17 protein-coding genes, 1 tRNA gene and 1 pseudogene are annotated in these 22573 nt (G+C 72.4%); 9 read left to right on the top strand and 10 right to left on the bottom strand.

Features of this window, described 5'->3' with window-relative positions:
• Positions 1-8 precede the first annotated feature (8 nt).
• Positions 9-455 carry a 50S ribosomal protein L9 gene (rplI, locus tag ABD879_RS04045; RefSeq protein ID WP_345017543.1) on the top strand — a complete coding sequence of 149 codons (447 nt, stop codon included), beginning with the start codon at positions 9-11 and terminating at the stop codon, positions 453-455.
• A gap of 924 nt (positions 456-1379) precedes the next feature.
• A complete protein-coding gene (locus tag ABD879_RS04040; protein ID WP_345017542.1) occupies positions 1380-2363 on the top strand; it encodes a peptidoglycan recognition protein family protein in 984 nt (327 codons plus the stop codon).
• A 432-nt stretch (positions 2364-2795) separates the two neighbouring features.
• On the opposite strand, the gene ABD879_RS04030 is transcribed toward ABD879_RS04040, so the two are convergent.
• Both ABD879_RS04030 and ABD879_RS04025 read right to left on the bottom strand, forming a co-directional pair.
• Entirely contained in the window at positions 2796-2984 is a 189-nt protein-coding gene (locus ABD879_RS04030) for a hypothetical protein (RefSeq protein WP_345017538.1), read from the bottom strand.
• A gap of 95 nt (positions 2985-3079) precedes the next feature.
• The gene (locus tag ABD879_RS04025) at positions 3080-4414 is read right to left on the bottom strand and encodes an MATE family efflux transporter (protein WP_345017536.1); all 1335 of its coding nucleotides are present in this window, start codon (positions 4412-4414) and stop codon (positions 3080-3082) included.
• A gap of 463 nt (positions 4415-4877) precedes the next feature.
• Here ABD879_RS04025 and ABD879_RS04020 point away from each other — a divergent pair.
• Positions 4878-5254: pseudogene (locus ABD879_RS04020) on the top strand (integrase core domain-containing protein); the annotation flags it as partial.
• 568 nt (positions 5255-5822) lie between these two features.
• On the top strand, positions 5823-8390 hold the full coding sequence (gene dnaB / locus ABD879_RS04015) for a replicative DNA helicase (protein WP_345017534.1): 2568 nt from the start codon (positions 5823-5825) through the stop codon (positions 8388-8390).
• Between the two features lie 79 nt (positions 8391-8469).
• Here dnaB and ABD879_RS04010 read toward each other — a convergent pair whose 3' ends face one another.
• The 3 genes from ABD879_RS04010 to ABD879_RS04000 form a co-directional block, all read right to left on the bottom strand.
• On the bottom strand, positions 8470-9381 hold the full coding sequence (locus tag ABD879_RS04010) for an SDR family oxidoreductase (RefSeq protein ID WP_345017532.1): 912 nt from the start codon (positions 9379-9381) through the stop codon (positions 8470-8472).
• A gap of 235 nt (positions 9382-9616) precedes the next feature.
• On the bottom strand, positions 9617-10846 hold the full coding sequence (locus ABD879_RS04005; protein ID WP_345017530.1) for a methyltransferase: 1230 nt from the start codon (positions 10844-10846) through the stop codon (positions 9617-9619).
• Between the two features lie 387 nt (positions 10847-11233).
• On the bottom strand, positions 11234-11596 hold the full coding sequence (locus ABD879_RS04000) for a nuclear transport factor 2 family protein (RefSeq protein ID WP_345017529.1): 363 nt from the start codon (positions 11594-11596) through the stop codon (positions 11234-11236).
• Positions 11597-11751: 155 nt separating this feature from the next.
• Here ABD879_RS04000 and ABD879_RS03995 point away from each other — a divergent pair, with 155 nt between their 5' ends.
• The 3 genes from ABD879_RS03995 to dnaN all read left to right on the top strand — a co-directional run bounded on the left by ABD879_RS03995 (position 11752) and on the right by dnaN (position 15084).
• Positions 11752-13224, top strand: a complete 1473-nt coding sequence (locus tag ABD879_RS03995) for an AlkA N-terminal domain-containing protein (protein WP_345017528.1) — start codon at positions 11752-11754, stop codon at positions 13222-13224.
• A gap of 27 nt (positions 13225-13251) precedes the next feature.
• Positions 13252-13815 carry a methylated-DNA--[protein]-cysteine S-methyltransferase gene (locus ABD879_RS03990; protein ID WP_345017526.1) on the top strand — a complete coding sequence of 188 codons (564 nt, stop codon included), beginning with the start codon at positions 13252-13254 and terminating at the stop codon, positions 13813-13815.
• Between the two features lie 114 nt (positions 13816-13929).
• Positions 13930-15084, top strand: a complete 1155-nt coding sequence (dnaN, locus tag ABD879_RS03985; protein ID WP_378272661.1) for a DNA polymerase III subunit beta — start codon at positions 13930-13932, stop codon at positions 15082-15084.
• Positions 15085-15137: 53 nt separating this feature from the next.
• Here the strand turns inward: dnaN and ABD879_RS03980 are convergent, their stop codons facing one another.
• A complete protein-coding gene (locus ABD879_RS03980) occupies positions 15138-15701 on the bottom strand; it encodes a helix-turn-helix domain-containing protein (protein WP_345017522.1) in 564 nt (187 codons plus the stop codon).
• Positions 15702-15780: 79 nt separating this feature from the next.
• Between ABD879_RS03980 and ABD879_RS03975 the strand changes: the two genes are divergently transcribed.
• Positions 15781-16461, top strand: coding sequence for a B3/B4 domain-containing protein (locus tag ABD879_RS03975; protein WP_345017520.1), 681 nt, complete (start codon positions 15781-15783; stop codon positions 16459-16461).
• A 1569-nt stretch (positions 16462-18030) separates the two neighbouring features.
• Positions 18031-20673: a SpoIIE family protein phosphatase gene (locus tag ABD879_RS03970; RefSeq protein ID WP_345017518.1), complete on the top strand. Its 2643-nt coding sequence runs from the start codon at positions 18031-18033 to the stop codon at positions 20671-20673.
• 72 nt (positions 20674-20745) lie between these two features.
• Here ABD879_RS03970 and ABD879_RS03965 read toward each other — a convergent pair.
• From ABD879_RS03965 to ABD879_RS03950, 4 genes are all read right to left on the bottom strand, one after another.
• Positions 20746-20830, bottom strand: a tRNA-Ser gene (locus ABD879_RS03965).
• Positions 20831-20840: 10 nt separating this feature from the next.
• Positions 20841-21311, bottom strand: a complete 471-nt coding sequence (gene tadA, locus ABD879_RS03960) for a tRNA adenosine(34) deaminase TadA (RefSeq protein ID WP_345017516.1) — start codon at positions 21309-21311, stop codon at positions 20841-20843.
• Positions 21304-21741: a tRNA adenosine deaminase-associated protein gene (locus ABD879_RS03955; protein ID WP_345017514.1), complete on the bottom strand. Its 438-nt coding sequence runs from the start codon at positions 21739-21741 to the stop codon at positions 21304-21306. Before ABD879_RS03955 ends, tadA begins: the two co-directional genes overlap by 8 nt.
• A gap of 64 nt (positions 21742-21805) precedes the next feature.
• Positions 21806-22291 carry a tRNA adenosine deaminase-associated protein gene (locus ABD879_RS03950; protein WP_345017512.1) on the bottom strand — a complete coding sequence of 162 codons (486 nt, stop codon included), beginning with the start codon at positions 22289-22291 and terminating at the stop codon, positions 21806-21808.
• Positions 22292-22573 lie beyond the last annotated feature (282 nt).

Below are 22573 nucleotides of genomic sequence, written 5' to 3'. Positions count from 1 at the left end.
CAGCAGACATGAAGCTCATCCTGACCCAGCAGGTCTCCGGGCTCGGCGAGCCGGGGGACGTCATCGAGGTCCGTGACGGCTACGGCCGCAACTACCTCGTGCCGCGCGGGTTCGCGATCAAGTGGACTCGGGGCGCGGAGAAGCAGATCGAGTCCATCAAGAAGGCGCGGGCGGCCCGCGAGATCGCGACGATCGAGCACGCCCGCGAGATCGCCGACCAGCTGCAGGCCCTGAAGGTGACGCTGCGCACCCGCAGCGGCAGCAACGGGCGCCTGTTCGGCGCGGTGACCGCCGCCGACATCGTCGAGGCGGTCAAGGCCGCCGACGGGCCCGAACTGGACAAGCGCCGCATCGAGATCGCCAACCCGATCAAGACGCTCGGCTCCCACCAGGTCAGCGTCCGGCTGCACGCCGACGTCAACGCGACGATCGACGTCAACGTCATCGCCGCCTGATCGGACCGCGGCAACGACACCACTGACGCGATGCGCCACGCCGCCCAGGGACCACCAGCGGCCGGCGGCCCCACCCCGCGACGTGGCGCATCGCGCCGGGCCTGCACACCCGGCGCCCCACCCCTTGTCCTCAAGGCTCCGCGCTGACCAGCCCACAAGCGGCCGGGGCGGGCTGACCCTCGACACCGTTCCACGTCGGCCGCAGACACTGCTCGCCACCTGGACCGGTCACTGCCGCACCCGCACGCCAGACACTCGCTAGCGAGCCGACGAAGCACTGCCAAGTCCTGTCCGGTGGATCATGGTGGATCCGCAGCACTGCGCTGGTCCCGCCCGGTGGTGCGCGCTTGGCGCGGCGGGCGGCGTTGCCGCGTCGTCACTCAAGCCGGTTGGTGACGTTGCGGCATCGGCGGGGTGGCCGTATCGGAGACGGGGCCGCCGCCTCGGTCCGCGGCAGATCCGTCCGGCCCGCTGACCGGCCGTTCGCAGATGGTGGGGGCGCGCCGCGGGTCCGCAGCAGATGGCGGGCGACCCGGCTACCGCCCCTCGCATTCGAGATCGACCACAGCCGAAAGCAGGAGCCATCACGGGCGGCCCGGAGTCGTCCCGGTTCTGCGCTTCGACCTGTGTGCCGCGCACGGGGGGTGCGCAGCACGGCCAGGAGCGCCGAGGGCCGGGCTGCCCCGTCCCGCCCGATGCCGACGGCGCGTACCGTGCCCACCTCCGTCTTCTGATGTATGGCTGATTGCGTTGCGGCTCTATGGGGTGCGTCGCAGCAGGGCAGAGGGGCACGAGCGGAAGCCCGTCTGCGCGTGGCCTGTGCTGCGTTTCATGTGAAACGTCCGCGAAACGCCCTCTCTTTGGTGCCCCGTCTGCCGGACAACTACCTTCCGTAGTGATCCGACCGCGGGGGGAAGGGGCGATATGGCCGCGCTTTCGAAAGGTCATCCTGAAGAAGGCAGGTGGCCGATGCGCCGGACGGTGGCGGGGGTGCTCGGCATCGGCCTGTTCGACGCCTTTCTTCTTGAGACGTTGCCCGCGGTTGCCGCCGCGGACTCTCCGCACCTGCCGGCGGGCGGCCAAGACGACCGTCGGCTTGCCCTGTCCGCTTTGCGTCCCCGGATCCACACGCGCAGCGAGTGGGGTGCACGGCCGCCTCGGGAACGGGCCCAGATCCTGCGCCGTCGGCCCAGAAACATCGTCGTCCACCACACGGCCACGCCGAACTATCCGGACGAGTCGCTCCAACACGCCTACTGGCTGTCACGCTGGATCCAGCATCACCACATGCGCGTCCGGGGTTGGGCCGACGCCGGGCAGCAGCTCACCATCAGCCGTGGCGGCCACGTGATGGAGGGCAGGAACCGCAGCCTGAGGGCCATCCGGCGCGGTCACCTGGTCGTCGGTGCGCAGGTACGGGGCTACAACCGCACCACCATCGGCATAGAGAACGAGGGCACCTATATGGAGGACGAGGTGCCCCGCCGACTCTGGGTCTCCCTGGAGCGGGTCTGCGCGTGGTTGTGCGCGCAGTACGAACTCGACCCGTTCCGCGCCATCGTCGGACACCGCGACTTCGCCGCCACCGACTGCCCCGGCGACGTCCTGTACGCGATGCTTCCCGACCTGCGGCGCGGCGTCGCGGACCGTCTCGAACGTTCCATCGGACGCGCCCGGCCGAAGAAACCACGGGTGCGCAGAAGGGCCGACGCCCGCGCCGCCCGCCCCGACACCGACCCCGCGCCGAGCACGTCGCCGACGTCCCGTCCTTCCGCGCCTGAAACGCCCAGTCCCTCGTCCACCAGGCCTGACGCGCCATCAGCGGCTCCGGAACCGGCCGTGACGGATCCGGTGAGCCCTCCTGAGGCGCCTGGTGACGCGTCATCCCTGCTGGACCTTCTCGAGTAAGGGGGTGTTCCGCCGGGGAGGCCACCTAGCCAGATGCTCCTCTGCGGTTCAGCGGGATGGCCGGGCGATCGGCGTGCAGATCACCGACGCGGCGTCCTGCACTGGGCGGCCAACGTGGGTGACCCCTCGCTGACCTGGGACGACCTGGTGCTCCTGTGCGAGCACTGGCACGGGCCAATCGCCCTAAGGCCATGACGCGCGGCGGATGCGGGCATGGACGGTGTGATCGTCCAATCACGGCGGACGGCAGATCGACGGGCCGGTGGCGTCGCTGGACGTGCCGCCGCCCGTGGTCGAGGCCGTGCGCAACCAGGGGACAGCAGCGCGTGCACCGGCAGACCTGATCGGGGCATTGGGACCGACGTGCCGTGTGCGTTGCCGCACTCGCCCGTACGCCGGTGTGCGGCGGGCCTGTGACGCGGCGCTGTCGGGCTAGTTCTCCGTGGCCATATAGCGGCTGCGGCGGCGGGCGATCTCCGGGTCGATGCCCTCCACGAGCGACCAGATGCCCGCGATGCGTTCCACCAGGGTCTCCGGGGGCAGGTCGGCCATGCCCTCGGCGGCCAGGTCGTCGATCGCCTGGGTCAGCAGGGCGAGCCGCTCGCCATTTGTAGAACGCATGTTCGAATTCTAGCGGTTCAGGAGGCTCGGAGACGGGGTTTCGGCAGGGGAGCCCCCCGCATCACACGAACCCCGTGAAACGTGCTTTGCGCTGGTCAGCGGCGGACGGCACCGGTGACCAGCCAGGCGTCCCCGAGCGCCCGCACGCCCAATGTGATCAGCCGGGCGACCATCCACAACCCGATGGCCAGCCACAGCCCGACCAGCCCGGCGCCGGTCCCGTAGGCCGCCAGCGCGGCGGGCAGGAACACCACCGTCGCGATCACGGTCGTGGCGGCCAGATACGCGCCGTCGCCCGCTCCGATCAGGATGCCGTCCAGCACGAACACCACACCCGCGACCGGCTGCAGCAGTGCGACCAGGACCAGGCTGACCAGCAGCAGGTCGCGCACCCGGCCGTCGCTGGTGAAGAACTCGGGCAGCCACGGCCGCACGAGGAGGAGGCCCAGCAGGAACACGACCCCGCAGCCGACGCCCCACTGGACCATCCGGCGGGTCGCGGCACGCGTCCCCACGGTGTCGGAGGCCCCGAGATGACGACCCGTGATGGCCTGTCCGGCGATCGCGATGGCGTCGTGCGCGAACGCCAGCAGCGTCCACACCTGGAAACCCACCTGGTAGGCCGCGATCTCGGCGTCGCCCATGCGGGCCGCCACGGAGGTGCCCACGATGAGCACCACGCGAAGCGCCGCCGTCCGCAGCAGCAGGTTCACGCCCGCCGTGGCGGCGGTGCGCAGCCCGCCGAGATCCGGCCGCACCGGTGCGCCGTGCCTGCGGGCGGCGCGCAGCACCACCGCGACGTACACGGCGGCGCTCGCCGTCTGCGCGATGACGGTCCCCCAGGCCGAGCCCGCGACGCCCCAGCCCAGCCCCAGCACGAACACCAGGTTCAGCACGAGGTTTCCCGAGAAACCTCCGATGGAGACCAGCAGCGGTGTGCGGGTGTCCTGCAGGCCGCGAAGCACGCCCGTGCCGGCCAGCACGACCAGCATTCCCGGGATGCCGAGGAGGCTGACCGTCAGATACGTCCGGGCGTACGGGGTGACGGAGGCCGAGGCCCCGAAGAGATCGACCAGCCAGGGGACCAGCGGCCCGCAGGCGACGGCGAGGACCGTCCCGATGGCCAGTGCCAGCCACATGCCGTCGATGCCCTGCCGGACCGCCGCCCGGACATCGCCGGCCCCCACCTGTCGGGCCACCCCGGCGGTCGTGCCGTACGCGAGGAAGATGCACAGGTACACCAGCGTCGCCAGCGCCTGACCGGCCACGCCCAGCCCGCCGAGCTGCGCCGTGCCCAGGTGCCCCACGATGGCCGAATCGGAGAGCAGGAACAGCGGCTCGGCGATCAGTGCGCCGAACGCGGGCAGCGCCAGCCGCAGGATCTCGCGGTCGTGCGCGTTCGCGAGGGCGCGCAGGGGTGAACGGGCCATACCGCCGCAACGCTACCAAGTCTGTAATGCTTATGAAAGATTTGGCTATTACAGTCGGCTGCCGCCTGGCCAAGCCGCTCGATCTCGATGCAGGCCATGCCCATCGGCGGAGCGACGCGGCGTTCGGCGGATCCGGTGGTGAGCGGCGGCCTTGTGCACGGCACGTTTCCGTCGGCTTCACCTGCCAGCCGGCCCGGCGCTGCGGCCGGACAGACATCCTGTGGCCCCGGGCAATGGCGTCCGACCGCGGCCGGGCCGGTTCTGGGGCCAACCGGGCGCCGCAGCTGGGGGGCGGGTTCCTCGGCTGCGGGTGCGCTGTTCGCTGCCGGTGGGCTCCGATCAGCACGGTGGCGGCCGCCGTGCGAGCGCGGCCTTGGCGGGTGGGTGCGGCGCTGGTTCGGTGCCGCGGCTTTGTGGACGCTGTGATGCGGCACACCTAGCGCATTCGCAGCCGTGAAGCCTGGCCCCCAACAACCGGCACCGCGACAGCGGCGGCTACCTCTACCTGCACACTGCCCCGAACCGAGCACTCCCGCCCGGCCGCCTGCACCCGAGATCCTGAGCGATGAGACCGCGGCCACCTGCGCCGCGTTCCCGGTCCGCGCCACGGTGTGGTCCGCCGCCCGCGGCATCACCATCCGGCGTGTGCTGACCGACAACGCCTGGGCCTGCACCAAGGCGACCTTGCGCGCCACCTGCGCTCGGTCGGGCATCTGGCCACGCTGGACCCGGCCCTGGCGTCCCCAGGCCAACGGCAAGGCCGAACGGTTCCATCGCACCCTGTTGGAGGAATGGGCCTACCACCGGCCCTACGCCTCGGACACCACCTCAGCGGACGCAACCGCAACCAAGCCACGAGCCCGCAACAAGCAGCAGACGACCTGCCACCCCCGAGATCAACCACAGACGAACGCCACAGCCACAAGACACACCCCCAGGGCGCACTCACCTGCAACGACCCGGCACGCGCGCATCCCACAGCACCCACACCCCACCCGCTGACCGGCACGCTCGCCAAAAGGCAGCAGCGATGCCACGCCACCGCCGCCTGCCACCACCGTTGGCGGGGGTGGCGGTGCCGGCGTCTCGGGCGGGTGTGGAAACAGGGCGGGGCGTGTGTTCGGGCGGGGATGGCGGACTTTCTTTCCCACACACCCGGTGGATGACGTTCACGCAGGTCAGCGGCTTGCTTGGGGATCTTGGACGGAGTTATCCGCAGGGTTGTCCCCAGGTTGTGCACAGGGTCCACCGGCGTGTCTGCACAGGTCCTCCACAGGCCGTCCACAGCCGCTTTTGCACCCCCGGCACGCCGGGCCGGAGAATGTCGGAGGCTTCCGGTACTTCTGGGATACGGGGGCGACATCGGGGCCCACGAGGCGTCCGATGACCGAGTCGAGGGGGTGTGCAGGTGAGCGTGACCGATCTCGGGCCCCACGACCAGGAGTTCGAACGCACCCCGCCGCACGACATCGCCGCGGAGCAGGGCGTGCTGGGCGGCATGCTGCTGTCCCAGGACGCGATCGCCGAGGTCATCGAGGTCCTGCGCACCCAGGACTTCTACCGTCCCGCGCACCAGATCATCTTCGACGTCATCCTGGACCTGTACGGGCGCGGCGACCCCGCCGACGCCGTCACCGTGGCGGGCGAGCTGACCAAGCGCGGCGAGATCGGCCGGGTGGGCGGCGCCCCCTACCTGCACACGCTGATCTCCTCGGTGCCCACCGCCGCCAACGCGGGCTACTACGCCAAGATCGTCCGTGAGCGTTCGGTGCTGCGCAAGCTGGTCGAGACCGGCACCCGCATCGTGCAGATGGGGTACGCGGCCGACGGCGCCGACGCCGACGAGATCCTCGACCGTGCCCAGGCCGAGGTCTTCGCCATCGCCGACAAGCGCACCGGCGAGGACTACGTCCCGCTGAGCGAGATCATGCCCGGCGCGCTGGACGAGATCGAGGCCATCGGCAGCCGCGGCGGCCAGATGGTGGGGGTCCCCACCGGCTTCGCCGATCTCGACGCCCTCACCAACGGCCTCCACCCGGGGCAGATGATCGTCGTGGCGGCACGGCCCGCCATGGGCAAGGCGCTGTCGCTCGACACGCCGCTGCCGACCCCCACCGGCTGGACGACCATGGGCGAGGTCGAGGTCGGCGACATGCTGATCGGCGCCGATGGGCGGCCGACCCGGGTCGTGGCGGCCACCGAGATGATGCACGGGCGGCCGTGCTACGAGATCGAGTTCTCTGACGGCGAGGTGATCGTCGCCGACGCCGAGCACCAGTGGCGGACCACCACTCGGGACGGTCGGCGACACGATCTAGAGCACGTCGAACAGCGAGGGCGGCACCGGGGCGGCCGCTGGCGGCAGGGTTACGGGACGGGCCGGCTCAGCGGGCGTGCCGTTACGGTGGCGAGCGGGTGGCACACTGCCGCGGTCGTCGCGGCCGGTCGAGGAGCCGTCCCTGTTTCGCCCGCGATGGCGTACGAGGGCGGCCTGGACGACCAGCCGCTCGGTCGGCGACCTGCCACAGCGCTGCTTGAGCGGATCGTTCGGCCCGGCTGTGCCGGTGCAAGAGACTCCGTGACGGCGGCCTACGCGCGGACGGGGATGTCCCGCCGGGGCGGGCGGCTCGGCGCGGCGCCCATGGTGCCGCCCGCAGTTCCGGGCAGGTCGCGGCACGACCCGGTCAGGACGACCGCGCAGATCGCCGCGACCCTGCGTTGCGACGACGGCCGTCCCAACCACGCCGTGGCGGTCGCCGCCCCGTTCCACCTGCCGCCCGCCGATCTGCCCATCGACCCGTACCTGCTGGGCGCCTGGCTCGGCGGCGGGCACGCGGACGGCACCGCCCCTCGCCTCCGAAGCAGGCTGCGTGAGCTGGGTCTGCTGGAGGACGCGCACATTCCCGGCGTCTACCTGCGGGCTTCGCAGGGCCAGCGGCGGGCGCTGCTGGACGGGCTGCTCGACGCGCTCGGGCACGTCACCGAAACCGGGCAGGTGCAGATCGACCTGGCGGATCGCAGGCTGGCGGAGGACGTCCGCGAGCTCGTCCTCACGCTGGGCCACCGGGCCACCCTGACGACCGAGCGGGGCACGGGGAGCTCGGGTGAGGTCGTTGAGCGCTACCGGGTCGCCTTCACCCCGGCCGCACGGCCGCGCCGGACCGTCTCCTCGGAGAGCCGCGTCCGGTACATCGTGGACGTGCGGCCCGTGGAGAGCGTGCCGGTGCGGTGCGTCCAGGTCGACAACGACGACCGCATGTACCTGGCCGGACGGTCCTGCGTTCCCACGCACAACTCCACGCTGGCGTTGGACTTCGCCCGTGCCGCGTCCATCAAGCACGGGCTGACCTCGGCGTTCTTCAGCCTGGAGATGGGCCGCAACGAGATCACCATGCGTCTGCTGTCGGCGGAGGCGCGGGTGGCGCTGCACGCGATGCGGTCGGGGACGATGACGGACGAGGACTGGACGCGGCTGGCCCGCCGGATGAGCGAGGTCGCCGAGGCGCCGCTGTTCATCGACGACTCGCCGAACATGTCGATGATGGAGATCCGGGCCAAGTGCCGGCGCCTGAAACAGCAGCACGACCTGCGGCTGGTCATCGTCGACTATCTGCAGCTGATGACGTCCGGCAAGCGGGTGGAGAGCCGCCAGGTCGAGGTGTCGGAGTTCTCCCGTTCGCTGAAGCTGCTGGCCAAGGAGCTGGGCGTGCCGGTCATCGCGTTGTCGCAGCTCAACCGTGGTCCGGAGCAGCGGACGGACAAGAAGCCCATGGTGTCCGACCTGCGGGAGTCCGGCTCGATCGAGCAGGACGCGGACGTGGTCATCCTGCTGCACCGCGAGGACGCCTACGAGAAGGAGTCGCCGCGCGCCGGTGAGGCCGACCTGATCGTGGCCAAGCACCGTAACGGGCCGACCGCCACGGTGACCGTGGCCTTCCAGGGGCATTACAGCCGCTTCGTCGACATGGCGCAGTGACGGCCGGTCGCCGACCGCGCATCTTCGTGGCAGGCGACCGGCCGTCGGCAGCGCACGGGCCGCCGTCGGCGTCGGTGCGTCACACCGTGGTGGACTCCCGCCGCGTGCGGGCCAGGAAGTCGCGGTAGTACTCGGCGAAGTCGGGGCGGGTGCCGTCGGTGTCGGTGAAGCCGTACTCCTTGGCCAGCTCGCCCGTGCTGTAGGAGCCGCCGGTCTTGGACATGACGTCCGGGTCGGCGGCCAGTGCGACGACGGCGCGTCCGATGTAGGCGGGGGTCTCGGAGGCGCCGAAGTGCGGGTCCTCGGCGATGGCGTCCCGCCAGGTGTCCTCGGTGACGCCGAAGTGGTCGAGCATCGCCTCCGAGCGCAGGAAGCCGGGGGTGAGCGCGAGTGCGGCGATGCCGTGCTCGCGCAGTTCGGCGGCCTGGTTCCTGGCCAGCCGGATCACGGTCTGCTTGGCCAGGTCGTAGAAGAACGAGCCCCGGTAGCCGTTGAGCAGCTCGTCCACCATCCGTTCGGTGCCGTCGGTGATCTCGATGACGAGCCCGGTGCGCCGCGCCACCATCAGCGGCAGCGCGTGATGGCTGGTGATGATGTGGGTGTCGACGGCGCGGTGCAGGAGCGTCAGACCGGCCGACAGGTCCTGCTCCCACAGCGGACGGTCCCACGTGGTGAGGTGGTCCCCGCCCCACACGTCGTTGACCAGCAGGTCGAGCCGCCCCTGCTCGGATTCGACGCGGTCGACGAGGGCGCGTACCTGGGCGGGGTCGCTGTGGTCGCATCGGACGGCGATGCCCGTGCCGCCGCGCGCGGTGACCAGCTCGGCGGTCTCCTCGATGGTCTCGGGCCGGTCGAGGTCCGAACGGGACGTCCGGGTGGTGCGCCCGGTGACGTACACGGTCGCCCCGGCGGCGCCGAGTTCGACGGCGATGCCCCGTCCGGCCCCCCGCGTGCCCCCGGCCACCAGGGCGACCTTGCCGCTGAGCCGCATGTCTGCCTCCATTAGTAAATGTCTGTTCGTTTACTATAGAGGCCCGACCCGCCGCCCTCAGCCGGGCGATGGCTCCGCTCTCATGAGGGGCCGCGGGGGAGGGGGGTTGCCCGCCCCCTGTGCACCGCGCCCAATGTCCGACCTCGCCACGCCCGCCGGTTCGCGTTCGTGTGGTCCGGTTCTTCCGCTCGCCCTGACCGCCTCGTCCGCTCGACCAGTTGGCTGCTCGGGGGCGTCAGGCGGGGGAGAGGCGCCAAAGGGAGGTGGTCTCGGCGGCGCGGGCGGCGTGCAGCGGGTCGTCGGAGGAGGCGGCGCGCGGGTGGGTGGGCTTGGTGTCCAGCCGGTCCACGACCGTCAGGCCGGCCTCGGTGAAGGCGTCGAGCAGTTCCGTGCGCGTTCGGAGCTCGAGATGCTCGGCCAGGTCGGAAAGGATCAGCCAGCCCTCGCCGTCCGGGGTGAGGTGCGCGGGCAGTCCGGCGAGGAAGCCGCGCAGCATGGCGCTGCCGGGGTCGTAGACGGCGTGTTCCAGGGGCGATGTGGGGCGGGCGGGGAGCCAGGGCGGATTGCACACCACCAGTGGGGCTCGTCCCGGGGGAAACAGGTCGGCCTGGACGACCTCGATCCGATCCGACAGGTTCAGGCGGTCAACGTTCTCTTGGGCGCAGGCAAGCGCGCGCGGGTCGGCGTCGGTGGCGACCACCCGTGCCACGCCCCGGCGCGCCAGAACCGCGGCGAGTACGCCCGTGCCGGTGCCGATGTCGTAGGCGAGTTCGGTGGACGGAAGCGGGGCCCGCGCCACGAGGTCGACGTACTCCCCGCGTATGGGTGAGAACACTCCGTAGTGGGGGTGGATTCGCTCGCCCCCTAGGGCGGGGATGGGCACACCCTTTGTCCGCCATTCGTGTGCGCCGATCAGGCCCTGCAGCTCCCGCAGGGACACCACGTACGGTTCCTCCGCCGGGCCGTAGACCTCCAGGCACGCGTCCCGTACATCGGGCGCGCGGCGCAGTGGGACGACATGGCCCGCGTCCACGGGGATCAGGAGCATGCCGAGCACGCGGGCGCGCCGGCCCTGTGCCTGCCTGTGCAGATGGAAGCGCTGTGCGGGAGACGGATCGCCGGCCTTGGTGCGGGCGCGGCGTTTGCGGCGCGGCGTGCGGTCGGCGCGCCGCGCCATCGCCGCGAGCAGCTGCCGCGCGTTCTGGAAGTCGCCGCGCCACAGCAGCGCGGTGCCCTCGCACGCCAGCCGGTACGCCTCGTCGGCCCGCATCCGGTCGTCGGCGACGACGACGCGGCGGGGCGGCGGCGTGCGGTTCTCCGAACGCCAGCGCACCGACCGCTCCGCGCCGTCCTCGCTCCACTCGATGATCACTACGTCCGCCGGCCCGCTCGTCCGCACCATGCCGCCTCGTCCGCCGACCGCAGGCGCCGATCCGGTCGCCGCGCCCGCGGTGCTCCGCGCCATGCCCGGCCCTCCCGCCTGCTGTCCGCTGTCCCGCCCATCGTTTCCGGCTGGGCGCCGGTCCGGTCGGCACGGCGGTGGGCGCCCGCGTCTGCGGTGGTTCGCGCCGTGCCCCGCCGTCCCGTCTGGCGATTACCGTCTCACCCATCGTTCCCGACCGGAGGCCGGTCCGGTGCCGCGGCGGCGGAGCGTCTGCGTTCGCGGTGGTTTCTGCTGTGCTCTGTTGTTCCGTCTGGCGTTGGTCGTCTCGCCCATCGTCCCTGGCCGGGCTGCCTGGCGGCGCGGTGTCTGTGACGTGCCCGCCGCCCCGCCCGTCGCCCCCCGGGGACGGTGGCCCGCGCTGTGGTCATCGCGCGGGCCACCCGTGATCGCTGCAGGGTCGTGGGCGGTTCAGCCGGGAACCTTGTCGAGGAACCCGTGGATCTTGGTGATCCGTCCGTCCTCGGAGAACTCCGCCACGTCGAAGCCGACCGCCAGGGCCTCGCCGTCCTCGGGGCCCAGCTCCCAGGTGAACCGTGCCAGGTGGTGGTGGGCGTCCACGTCGCCCGCCAGGCGGAACACCAGGCCGGGGAACTGCGCCTGGACGGCCGCGATGGCGCCGTCGATGGCGTCGCGGCCCTCGGCGGCCACCAGCGGGTCGACGTAGGCGGCGTCCTCGGTCCACAGCTCGTCGATGGCGGCGCGGCGAGCCGCGGGGTCCTTCTCGTTCCAAGCGGCCAGGTAGCGTTCGATCAGCGCACGAGCGTCGCTCACAGGTCTCTCCCTCGGTGTGGGCGGCGGGTTCGTTCCCGCCGGTCACCACACTGGCCGCACCGCCGGGGTCTGATCCATTACCTGACATGTCATGAGCCAGGGTCATGTCGGATTTCCGCTAGTGGACGCCGGTGACCATCGGTGAAGCTGGACGCATGCACGAAGACGTGGAGCGGTGCGCACGGGCTGTCCAGGCCAAGGACGCCCGGTTCGACGGCTGGTTCTTCGTCGCAGTGGTGACCACCGGCATCTACTGCCGCCCGAGCTGCCCCGTCGTGGCGCCCAAACCGGAGAACATGCGCTTCTACCCCAGCGCCGCCGCCGCGCAGCAGGCGGGTTTCCGCGCCTGCAAGCGGTGCCGTCCGGACGCCAGCCCCGGCTCCCCCGAGTGGAACCACCGCGCGGACGTGGTGGCCCGCGCCATGCGGCTCATCGCGGACGGCGTGGTCGACCGGGAGGGGGTCCCCGGCCTGGCGGCCCGCCTCGGCTACAGCACCCGCCAGATCGAGCGGCAGCTGAACGCCGAGCTCGGCGCGGGACCGCTCGCCCTGGCCAGGGCCCAGCGCGCGCAGACGGCGCGGCTGCTCATCGAGACCACGGCCCTGCCCATGGGGGACGTGGCGTTCGCCGCGGGGTTCGCCAGCATCCGGGCGTTCAACGACACCGTGCGCGAGGTGTTCGCGCTCACCCCCACCCAGCTGCGTGAACGGGCGATGCGGGGGCGGCGGGGCGTCGCGTCCGGGGCGCTGTCGCTGCGGCTGCCGTTCCGGGCCCCGCTGTGCCCCGACAACCTGTTCGGGCACCTGGCGGCCACCGCCGTCCCGGGCGTCGAGGAGTGGCGGGACGGCGCGTACCGGCGGACGCTGCGGCTGCCGAACGGGCACGGCGTCGTCGCGCTGCGCCCGTTCCCCGACCACGTGGCCTGCACGCTCACCCTCACCGACCTGCGCGACCTGACCATCGCGATCAGCCGGTGCCGCCGCCTGCTGGACCTGGACGCCGACCCGGTCGCCGTCGACGACCTGCTGCGCGCCGACGACGTGCTAACCCCGCTGGTCGACAAGGCCCCGGGGCGGCGCGTCCCGCACACCGTCGACCCGGCGGAGTTCGCCATCCGCGCGGTGATCGGCCAGCAGGTGTCCACCGCGGCGGCCCGCACCCATGCCGCCCGCCTGGTCGCCGCGCACGGCGAGCCGATCACCGATCCGGACGGCGGCGGCCTGACGCACCTGTTCCCGGCTCCCGAGGCGCTGGCCGAGCCGGACCCGTCCGCCCTGGCCTTCCCGCGCGCCCGCCGCACCACCCTCACCGCGCTGATCACGGCCCTGGCCGGCGGTGATATCGACCTGGACGCCGGCGCCGACTGGGACGAGGCCCGCGCCCGCCTGGCCGCCGTGCCCGGCATCGGCCCCTGGACCGTCGAGACGATCGCCATGCGCGCCCTCGGCGACCCCGACGCGTTCGTCCCGACCGACCTCGGCGTCCGCGGCGCCGCCGCCGGGTTGGGCCTGCCCGCCACCCCGGCCGCCCTCATCCGCCGCGCGGCGCGGTGGCGGCCGTGGCGCGCCTACGCCGTCCAGTACCTGTGGGCGACCGGCGACCACGCCATCAACCGCATCCCCGCCTGAACATCTTCCGAAGGGATCTGTGACTCCATGACCTCCACACCCGTCACGGCGGCGGCCGCGGCAGCGCCGGCGGTCCCGGCCGGGCACCGCACGCACGCCGTACTGGACAGCCCCGTCGGGCCGCTCACGCTCGTCGCCCGCGAGGGCGTCCTGTGCGGCCTCTATGTGGACGCGCAGCGCCACCGTCCGCCGGACGAGCGGTTCGGCCCGCGGGTGACGGTCGCCGACGAGCCGTTCGCGACCGCCGCCGAGCAGCTCAAGGCGTACTTCGCCGGCGAGCTGACCACGTTCGACCTGCCGCTGACCCTGCACGGTACGCCGTTCCAGCTGCGCGTATGGGAGGCGCTGCGGGAGATCCCCTACGGCGAGACGGTCTCGTACGGGGAGCTCGCCCGGGAGATCGGCAGGCCGACGGCGGCCCGCGCGGTCGGCCTGGCCAACGGCCGCAACCCGATCAGCATCATCGTCCCGTGCCATCGCGTCATCGGCTCGACGGGCGGCCTCACCGGATACGGCGGCGGACTGGACCGCAAGCGCTTCCTCCTCGACTTCGAGCGCCGCACCGCCGCGGAGGCCGCCACCCTCTTCTGACCGTCGCGTCGCGGCTCCCCGCCGGCGGGCTTCGACTCCGCCAGGCGGGGAACGCGGTTTTGTCAGGGCCGGCGGTTAACGTGCGCCGTGACGACCGAGGGGGCGTGGGCCATGGTGGAGTTCCGTGTCGAACGGCAGACGCTTGCCGAGGCCGTGACGTGGGCGGCGCGCACGCTGCCGTCGCGGCCCGCGCTTCCGGTGCTGGCGGGGATGCTCATCGAGGCGTCCGACGGCGGTGCGCTCACCCTTTCCGGGTTCGACTACGAGGTGTCGGCGAAGGCCACCGTCGAGACCGACGTGGCCGAGCCGGGCCGCGTCCTGGTGCCGGGCCGGCTGCTCGCCGACATCGTGCGCAACCTCCCGCCCTACCCGGTCGAGGTGGCGACCAAGGGCACCGAGGTCGTGGTGCGCTGCGGCAGCGCCGAGTTCGGCCTCCAGACGATGCCGGTGGAGGACTATCCGACCCTGCCGGAGCCGCCGCGGCCGTCCGGGACGGTGCCGGGCGAGGTGTTCGCCGCCGCCGTCGCCCAGGTGACGCCCGCCGCGGGACGCGACGAGACGCTGCCGATGCTCACCGGCGTCCGCATCGATGTCGAGGGCGACACGATGTGGCTGGCCTGCACCGACCGCTACCGGATCGCCGCACGCGAGCTGACCTGGTCGCCGTCGGAACCGGGCTTCACCGCGGGCGTCGTCGTGCCCGCCCGCACCCTCGCCGACACGGCCCGTGCGATCCGCCCCGGCTCGCAGGTCGCCATCGGCCTGGGCGGCACGGGCGACACGCTGCTCGGCATCTCCGGCGGCGACCGCAGTACGACGACGCGGCTGCTGGACGACCAGTTCATCAACTACCGAGGGCGGCTCACCGACGCGTGGTCGACCACCGCGAAGGTCCGCACCGCCCCGTTCATCGAGGCGATCAAACGGGTGGCGCTGGTCACCGAGCGCAACACCCCGCTGCGCCTGGACTTCACCGGCGACCAGGTCCGGATCAGGGCCGCGTCCGGCGACGCCGCCCGCGCCAACGAGACCATGCCCGCCCACCTCACGGGCGACCGGATCGACATCGCCTTCAGCCCCCAGTACCTGCTGGACGGACTGGCCGGCATCGACACCGAGTACACCCGCCTGGAGTGCACCGGCCCCACCCGTCCCGCGCTGCTGACGGCCATCCCCGACGGCACCGACCCCGACTCCGACACACCGCCCGACGACACGGGCGACACCGGCTTCCGCTACCTCCTCATGCCGATCCGCCTGACCGCCTGACCGACCGGCCACCGCCGCTGATCGGCGGCGCCGCTGGACCGCGTGGGACGAGGTCACGGGTCCATGACGGCCAGGACGAAACGCACGTCCTCGTCGGTGTCGTTGCCGTAGGAGTGCGGGCGGTCGCCGACGAACACGGCCGCCGTGCCCGCCCGGACGGTGTCGCGGTGACCCGCCACGCCGAGCGTCAGCACGCCGTCCTCCACGTAGATGATCTCCTTGGTGCCGGGGACGTGCGCGTCGCTCCGGCGGACCTCGCCGGGCCGCAGCACCCATCGCCACAGCTCCAGGGACGGCCGCGGATCGCTGCCGCCCAGCAGGGTGCCGGTGCCGCCGGACGGGCCGCGCCACAGCACCACGTGCCGGTTCGGCGGGAACAGCCGCGTCACGGGCTCCTCCTCGACCTGCACCAGGCGCGTCAGCGGCACCCCGAGGGCCTCGGAGATGCGGATCAGCGTGCCCAGGCTGGGGTTGCCGCGCCCCTGTTCCAGGCCGACCAGCACGCCCTTGCTCACCCCGGAGCGGCCGGCCAGCTCGTCCAGGCTCCAGCCGTGCCCGGCGCGCAGAGACCGCACGGTCCTGGCGACGGCCTCGCCGATCGCCTCCTGATCGCTCACACTTTCCTCCCGCCGCCGCACCCCTGACCCCGGACCGTCGGTCGTTATAATGACTTTCGATTGCATTTTACTGACCGAGATGAGGGAACCCCGAATGCTGGACCGGATCGTCGTCGACGACGCCGTGCGGACGCTGCGCCCCGACTTCGCGGTGCTCGCGATGACCGCGGAGGGCCTGCTCAACGGCCCCGGCGACGACACCTCGGCGGCATGGCTGACCGCCGCCGCCGAGCACGCCGCGCCCGACGACCCGCACGTCACCGCCTGGCGCGAGGCGTACCGGGCGTTCGGCGCCAAGCCGCAGCGCACCCGGCCGTCGGTGGACGCGCTGCTGCGCCGCGCCGACGCGCTCCCCTCGATCAACAAGGTCGTCGACGCCTACAACGCGGTCAGCGTGCGGTACGTGCTGCCGATCGGCGGCGAGGACCTCGACGCCTACCGCGGACCGGCGCGCCTGGTCCGCGCCGGCGGTGACGAGCCGTTCGACACCGTCGCGGGCGGCGAGCCTGCCGTCGAGCACCCGGACGAGGGCGAGGTGGTGTGGCGCGACGACGCCGGGGTGACCTGCCGCCGCTGGAACTGGCGGCAGTGCGTCCGCACCCGCATCACCGAGTCCACCAAGAACGCCCTCTTCCTGCTCGAACGCCTCGAACCGTACCCGCTGGACCGGCTGCGCGAGGCGGGCGACGAGCTGGCCGCCCGGCTCCGCGAGATCTCACCCGACGTCCACATCGCCACCCGCCTCATCACCGCCGACTGACGGCGGCCGCGCCCGCCCTCGAACGCTGCTCATGTCGCACATCAACCGGCCGGGGCGCCGACAGCCGACCTAACGCCGACTGCCCGCCCCAGGCGAGCACATCTTGAGCCGCTGCAGCCGATCGTCTTGACCATCGATCGCAGCAGATCGGGCTCACCCGACGCCACGCCTTCTGACCTGCGCGGACTCGTACACCACCTCCGTGGACGCAACCCGACACCAGCCGCTCGACCATCGCCTGCATCGACCTGGTCGCACACCGGCGACCCGCAGTAACGGCCGATGCCGCTATCACCATGGCCGCCGCCGGTTGACCCCGGTTCTCGCTTCGGTCGCCTCGCCCGCCGAGGGCCGGACGGCCTGCATATGGGCTGAACGTGCGGACCGGGCGTGGTGGCCGCCGTGCTCGGTTGGCTGACCTGACCGCGGTCGTCGGGTACCGCGTATTCCAGTAGGTGTGTTGCGTGGTGGCCGGACCGGTGGCGGGTCCTCGCCGCTGCCCGCACTGGCGATCCGGTGGCGGCTGGTGCGGAATGGCGTCATGGTTGCCGCTGGTCGCCCCCGGCTCTCGCCTCGGCTACCGCTCCCGGCGGGATGCTGACGGCCTGCACATGGGCTGATCGTGCGGACCGGCAGTGGTTGCTGCCGCGCTCGGGCGGTTGGCCCATCCACGCCGCGCTTCCGCGGATTTCGGTGCGTACAGCGCGTGCCGGCTGGAACGGTGGTGGTCTTCGCTGCCGTCCGCACGGGCAGGCCGGTGGGGCGGTGCCGGTGGTCGCCATGGTCGCCGTCGGGAAAGTGTCGTCCTTGCCTCGGTCGCCTTCTCGAAATGACGCGGGATCGGCGCAGGGCCCACCGTGTGGCCATGACGTTCGGCACCGCTCGCTCCAGGGCGGCCCGGAGGCGTGCTGGCCGCGCCGTGCGCAGCTGACGCGACGGGCCCGTGGCGGTGTCGCTTCCACCCCGTGAAGGCCGCTGCATCTGTCGCCGCGCCCCCCTGGCACGTATGGAGCATGTCGGGCCCGGCTGATGGTGGTCTTCGTTCCGTTCACACTGGCGATCTCGTGGTGGCTGGTGCGGATGGCGGCGCCATGGTCGGTGGGGCGGTTCCTGTGTTGCCGTCCGGCTCGGCGCCGTGGCGACCGCTGTCGTTCTGAGGGCGTCCGGAAAGCGGTGATTGTGACCGGGATTTTGCTCTAGACGCCTATTGTCGTGATTTGTCTATAGTGTCGGTTGATCGGTGCCGACAATCGCCGGGGCCTCGTCGGCGGCGGGCCTGAAGCGGGGGCGACGTCCACGCCGCCGGTGTGCGGCATCGAGGGGGGGCGCACCGGTTGCGCCTGGTGAGCGGCATCTCTCAATTTTCCGCCAATTGTGCTTCAAAAATCGTTAAAGTTGGGTAACTGGGCAAACGGAGCAGTCCGCTCTAACGCGTTGGAGCTTATCGTTTACTGGCGGAATCACCACGGTCTGATGCGGTATCACCAGACCCTATGACGGTGTCGTCTGCGAAAGGGCACGGGTGCGCCGGCACCCCCGCACCGGGGCGGCCAAGGGAGGAGGGCCTGGGTGGGCGTAGGCGAAGGGCTAGCGGAAGGCCCGCAGGAGCGGCCGGACCGGGTGCGGAGCGAGCGGCTGCGGCTGCTCGCGGCCGTGGAACCCGGTGACGGCGGCACCGACGCCCTGCGGTCCGCGCTCGCCCACGCCATGGCCGAGTTCGACGGGCTGGGCGGCATGGCGCACCTGGCGGCGGGGGGCGTCGCCGGGGAGCTGGACCTGGCGGTCAGCAGCGGGCTGCCTGCGTCGTTCATCCGCGCCTGGCAGGTCATCCCGAAGGGCGACCCGGCCGCACCCGCCGAGGCATGGCGCACCGGGCGGCCGGTATGGCGGCCCGCCATCGAGACGCCCGCCGCGTGGGCGGAGGAGTCGCTGCGGCCCAGGCCGCCCCGCCTGCCCATGGCCGCCGGAATGCTCTGCGTGCCGCTGCCCGGCCCGGCCGGCCCGCTGGGCGCCCTGTCCGTGCTGGTGCCGTCGGACGCCGAGCCCGCCCGCGACCAGCAGGAGTTCTTTCAGGACCTCGCGCGCAGCGCCGCCGAGGTGCTGCTGCGCGCGGCCTCCGACGCCTCGACCGCTGCGCACCCCGGCGGCGCCGAACCGCAGCCCGAGGGCATCACCGGAACGTGGGAGCTCGACGTCGTCACCGGCCGCGTGGTCTACAGCGATTCGCTGAGCGAGCTGGTCGCGGGCATCGACTTCCACGGCCCCGTAGAGCGGTTCGAAAGCTGGCGGGACATGATCCACCCCGACGACCGGCCGAACCTCGAAAAGGATCTGGAGCGGGCCCTGCGGGCGGACCGCGAGTACGAGACCGAGTTCCGGGTGCGGCGCGCCAGCGGCTCCTACGGCTGGCTGCGGAGCCGGGCCATGATCACCCCGGTGGACGAGTCCAGCAAGGCGGTCCGGCTGGCCGGCACCTTCTGGGACACCACCTGGGACACCGACGAGGACCACGCCGCCCTGGACTCGATGGCCCGCGTCCTGTCGGCGGTCCGCGCCGCCAGCGCCCGCGCCGCGCTCATCGACCGGCTCACCCGCGCCCTCACCGAGGCCGTCACCCCGCGGGACGTCGTGGACGCCGTCGCCGAGAACGTCCTGCCCGCCTTCAACGCCAGCGGCCTGCTCATCTGCGAGGTGCAGGGCGGCACCATGCGGGTCACCGGCGGCACCGGGTACAGCCAGGACTTCATCGACCGGCTGTCGGGCTCGCCGTTCCCCTGGGACTCGCCGTTCGGGCAGGTGCTGCGCACCCGCGCCCCGGTGTTCTTCGCCTCCGCCAAGGAGATCCTCGCCCGCTTCCCGCATGTGGTCGAGTACCCGTTCGCCGATGACAAGGACGCGCGGGCGTTCCTGCCGCTGATCGCGTCGGGCCGCGTCATCGGCGCGGGTGTGCTGGGCTTCGACGGCCCCTGCCACCTGAGCAGGGAGGAACGCACCCTGCTCACCGCGCTCAGCGGCCTGATCGCCCAGGCGCTGGACCGGGCGCGGCTGTACGACGACGCCGCCACCCGCGCCCGCGAGCTCCAGCGCGACCTGCTGCCGCGCGAGCTGCCCGAGCTGCCGTGCCTGTCGGCCGCGGCGCACTACCGGCCCGCCGGGTACGGCGCCGAGATCGGGGGCGACTGGTACGACGTCATCCCGCTGTCGTCCGAACGGGTCGCCCTGGTGATCGGCGACGTGATGGGCCACGGCATCTCCGAGGCCGCCACCATGGGACGGCTGCGCACCGCGGTGCGCACCCTGTCCGACCTGGACCTGCCGCCCGACGAGATCCTCGACCGGCTGAACGCGATCGTCGGGGACCTCGGCGAGGACTACTTCGCCACCTGCCTCTACGGCGTCTACGACCCCGTCAGCGGCGTCCTGTCGTTCGCCAGCGCGGGCCATCCGCCGCCGGTGCTGGTCCGCCGCGACGGCACCGCCGCCTATCTGACGGCGGCCGGCAACCCGCCGCTGGGCGCCGCCGCCCCGCCGTTCGACACCATGACCGCGCGGCTCGGCGACGGCGACCTGCTCGTCCTCTACACCGACGGCCTGGTGGAGGCGGTCGATCACGACATCGACGCCGGCATGGCGCACCTCAGCGGGACCCTCACCGCCGCGCTGCGGGACGAGCCGGACATGCCGCTGCGGCTGGTCCGCGACAACGTCACCCGCGCCCTGCTGCCCGCCCAGGAGCCGATCGCCGACGACGCCGCCCTGCTCGTCCTGCGCACGCACCGGATCGCCCCCGAGAACGTCGTGTCGTGGACCTTCGCCGACGACCCGAGGGCCGCGGGGCTGGCCCGCGAGCACGTGCGCGAGCAGCTCGCGGCCTGGGGGCTGGACGACACCCTTCTCATGACCACCGAGCTGCTGGTCAGCGAGCTGGTCGGCAACGTCGTCCGGCACGCCAAGGGCCCGATCGGGCTGCGCATGATCCGCAGTTGGACGCTGACCTGCGAGGTGTCCGACGGCAGCCTCACCACTCCGCTGATCCGCCGCAGCAAGCTCACCGACGAGGGCGGCCGCGGCCTGCAGCTTGTCGCCGCCCTGTCCCACCGCTGGGGCACCCGCTACAGCTCCGGCGGCAAGACCATCTGGGTCGAACAGCGCATCCCCCGGATCGGCCCTGCCCGTGCCGCCGGCACCGCCGCCCGGCACCAGCGGGCCTGACGCCCGGGATCACCCGCGAAAAGCAGCGGAGCCGCGGTCCGCGGGCGCGGACGCACGGCTCCGTGTGCGACGCGGTGGTGGTGGGATTCGAACCCACGGAAGGTTGCCCTTCACACGCTTTCGAGGCGTGCGCCCTCGTCCACTAGGCGACACCACCGCGGGGAAGCCTACCCGACTCTGCGGTGCACGAAGAACTCGGTTAGCAGTTCGCCGCATTCGGCGGCCAGGATCTCGGCGACGACCTCGGGCCGGTGGTTGAGCCGGCGGTCGCGGACGACGTCCCACAGGGAGCCCACGGCACCCCCCTTGAGGTCGACGGCGCCGTAGACGATCCGGTCGAGGCGGGCCTGGACGGCGGCCCCGGCGCACATCGTGCACGGCTCCAGCGTCACCACGAGGGTGCAGCCGGCCAGCCGCCACGTGCCCAGCGTCGACGCGGCGGCGCGCATGGCCACGATCTCGGCGTGCCCGGTGGGGTCGGCGGTGCGCTCGCGGTCGTTGCGGCCGGTGCCGATCACCGTGCCGGACGGGCCGAGGACGACCGCGCCGACCGGCACGTCCCCGGAGTCGCCCGCGCGCCGCGCCTCGGCCAGAGCCAGGCGCATCGCGGCCTCGTACGCGGTGATGCGGTCAGTCACGGAGCCGGTCGAACTCCTCACCGAACCCGGCCAGCTCGGCGATCGCCGCCAGCGCATCGCCGGGCAGCGACCGCTCGCCCAGCTCGGCGAGGCGGTCGGCGGCCACGCCGAGGTCGTCCAGCAGGTCGGCCTCGCCCGCGGCGTCGCCGTCGGGCACCTCGCCGACCAGCTCCCGCAGCAGCGCCCCGAGCCCGTCGCCGCGCGCGGCGGACACGAACGCGCGCGGGTCGCCCTCGCCGTCCACGCGGACGACGGCGAACCACTCGTCGTCCTCCTCGACCAGCAGCACGACGGGATCGCCGTAGGACTCGACGGCGGCCTCGCGCATCAGATCGGCGATGTCGTCGACGTCCTCGGCTTCGGAGATCACGGCCTCGGTCCCCACCCAGCCCTGCGGGGTCTGCGCGAAGACGGCGGCGAAACAGGACACGCAGATATTGTGACGCACAATGTTGCGCCGGTCACATGCCGGACGGCGCCCCGGAGGCCCCGGGTCAGTTGATCGTGTCGAGGGCCCGTTCGAAGGCGGCCGCGAACCCGAGCCGGGTGGCGATGCTGAGCAGCATCTCGTCCGGATAGAGCTCCAGGTCGCCGGAGATCGCGCCGAGCTCCATCTCGTCCAGGCCCAGATCGGCGAAGATCGACATGTCCCCGACCGGGAGGACCTGGTCCAGCTCCTCGTCCTCGGGGATCGGGATGTCCAGGTACTCCAGCACCTGCCCGGCCAGCGGCCAGTCGACCGAGGCGGTGACGTCCGACAGGAACACCATGACCTCGTCGCCGAGCAGCCGGAGCGCCACGAAGAAGTCGTCGCCCACCGAGACCATGCCGATGGTGCCGCCGATGCTCGGCTGCTGCCGCAGGGCGTGGATCAGCCCCGCCAGGTCCTCGGTCAGCGCGACGGGGAGGACCCCGGCCTCCCAGCTGTCGTCCTCCCGGTACACCACGACGGCGAAGTCCGTCGCGTCCACATCCGTCATTTCCACCCCACCGGCGCCGTTCCTGCGAACGCATGCTCCCAGATGCGGCGCCTGCTCGCGTGCACCACCGCCAAACTGGGCGCAGCTCCGGCCCTGACCTGGCCTGCGAGCGCCTTCCGTCCGTCGTTCGCAGACCGCCGCCGTCGGCCTCGCATGTCGGCGGCTTCGCGGACGTCCTGTCGCCCCGCTGTTCTAGGCCGAGTCGGATTCGGCGTGGCCGTCGGGTGGGAGGCCGCCGAGCGCGGTGACGGCAGCCCGTTCCTCCAAGGGCGGTTGTGGTGG

The organism is Actinomadura keratinilytica (assembly GCF_039539665.1).
Lineage (GTDB): Bacteria > Actinomycetota > Actinomycetes > Streptosporangiales > Streptosporangiaceae > Spirillospora > Spirillospora keratinilytica.
The sequence above is the reverse complement of the archived record's forward strand: the minus strand, read 5'-3'. Positions and strand labels throughout refer to the sequence as shown.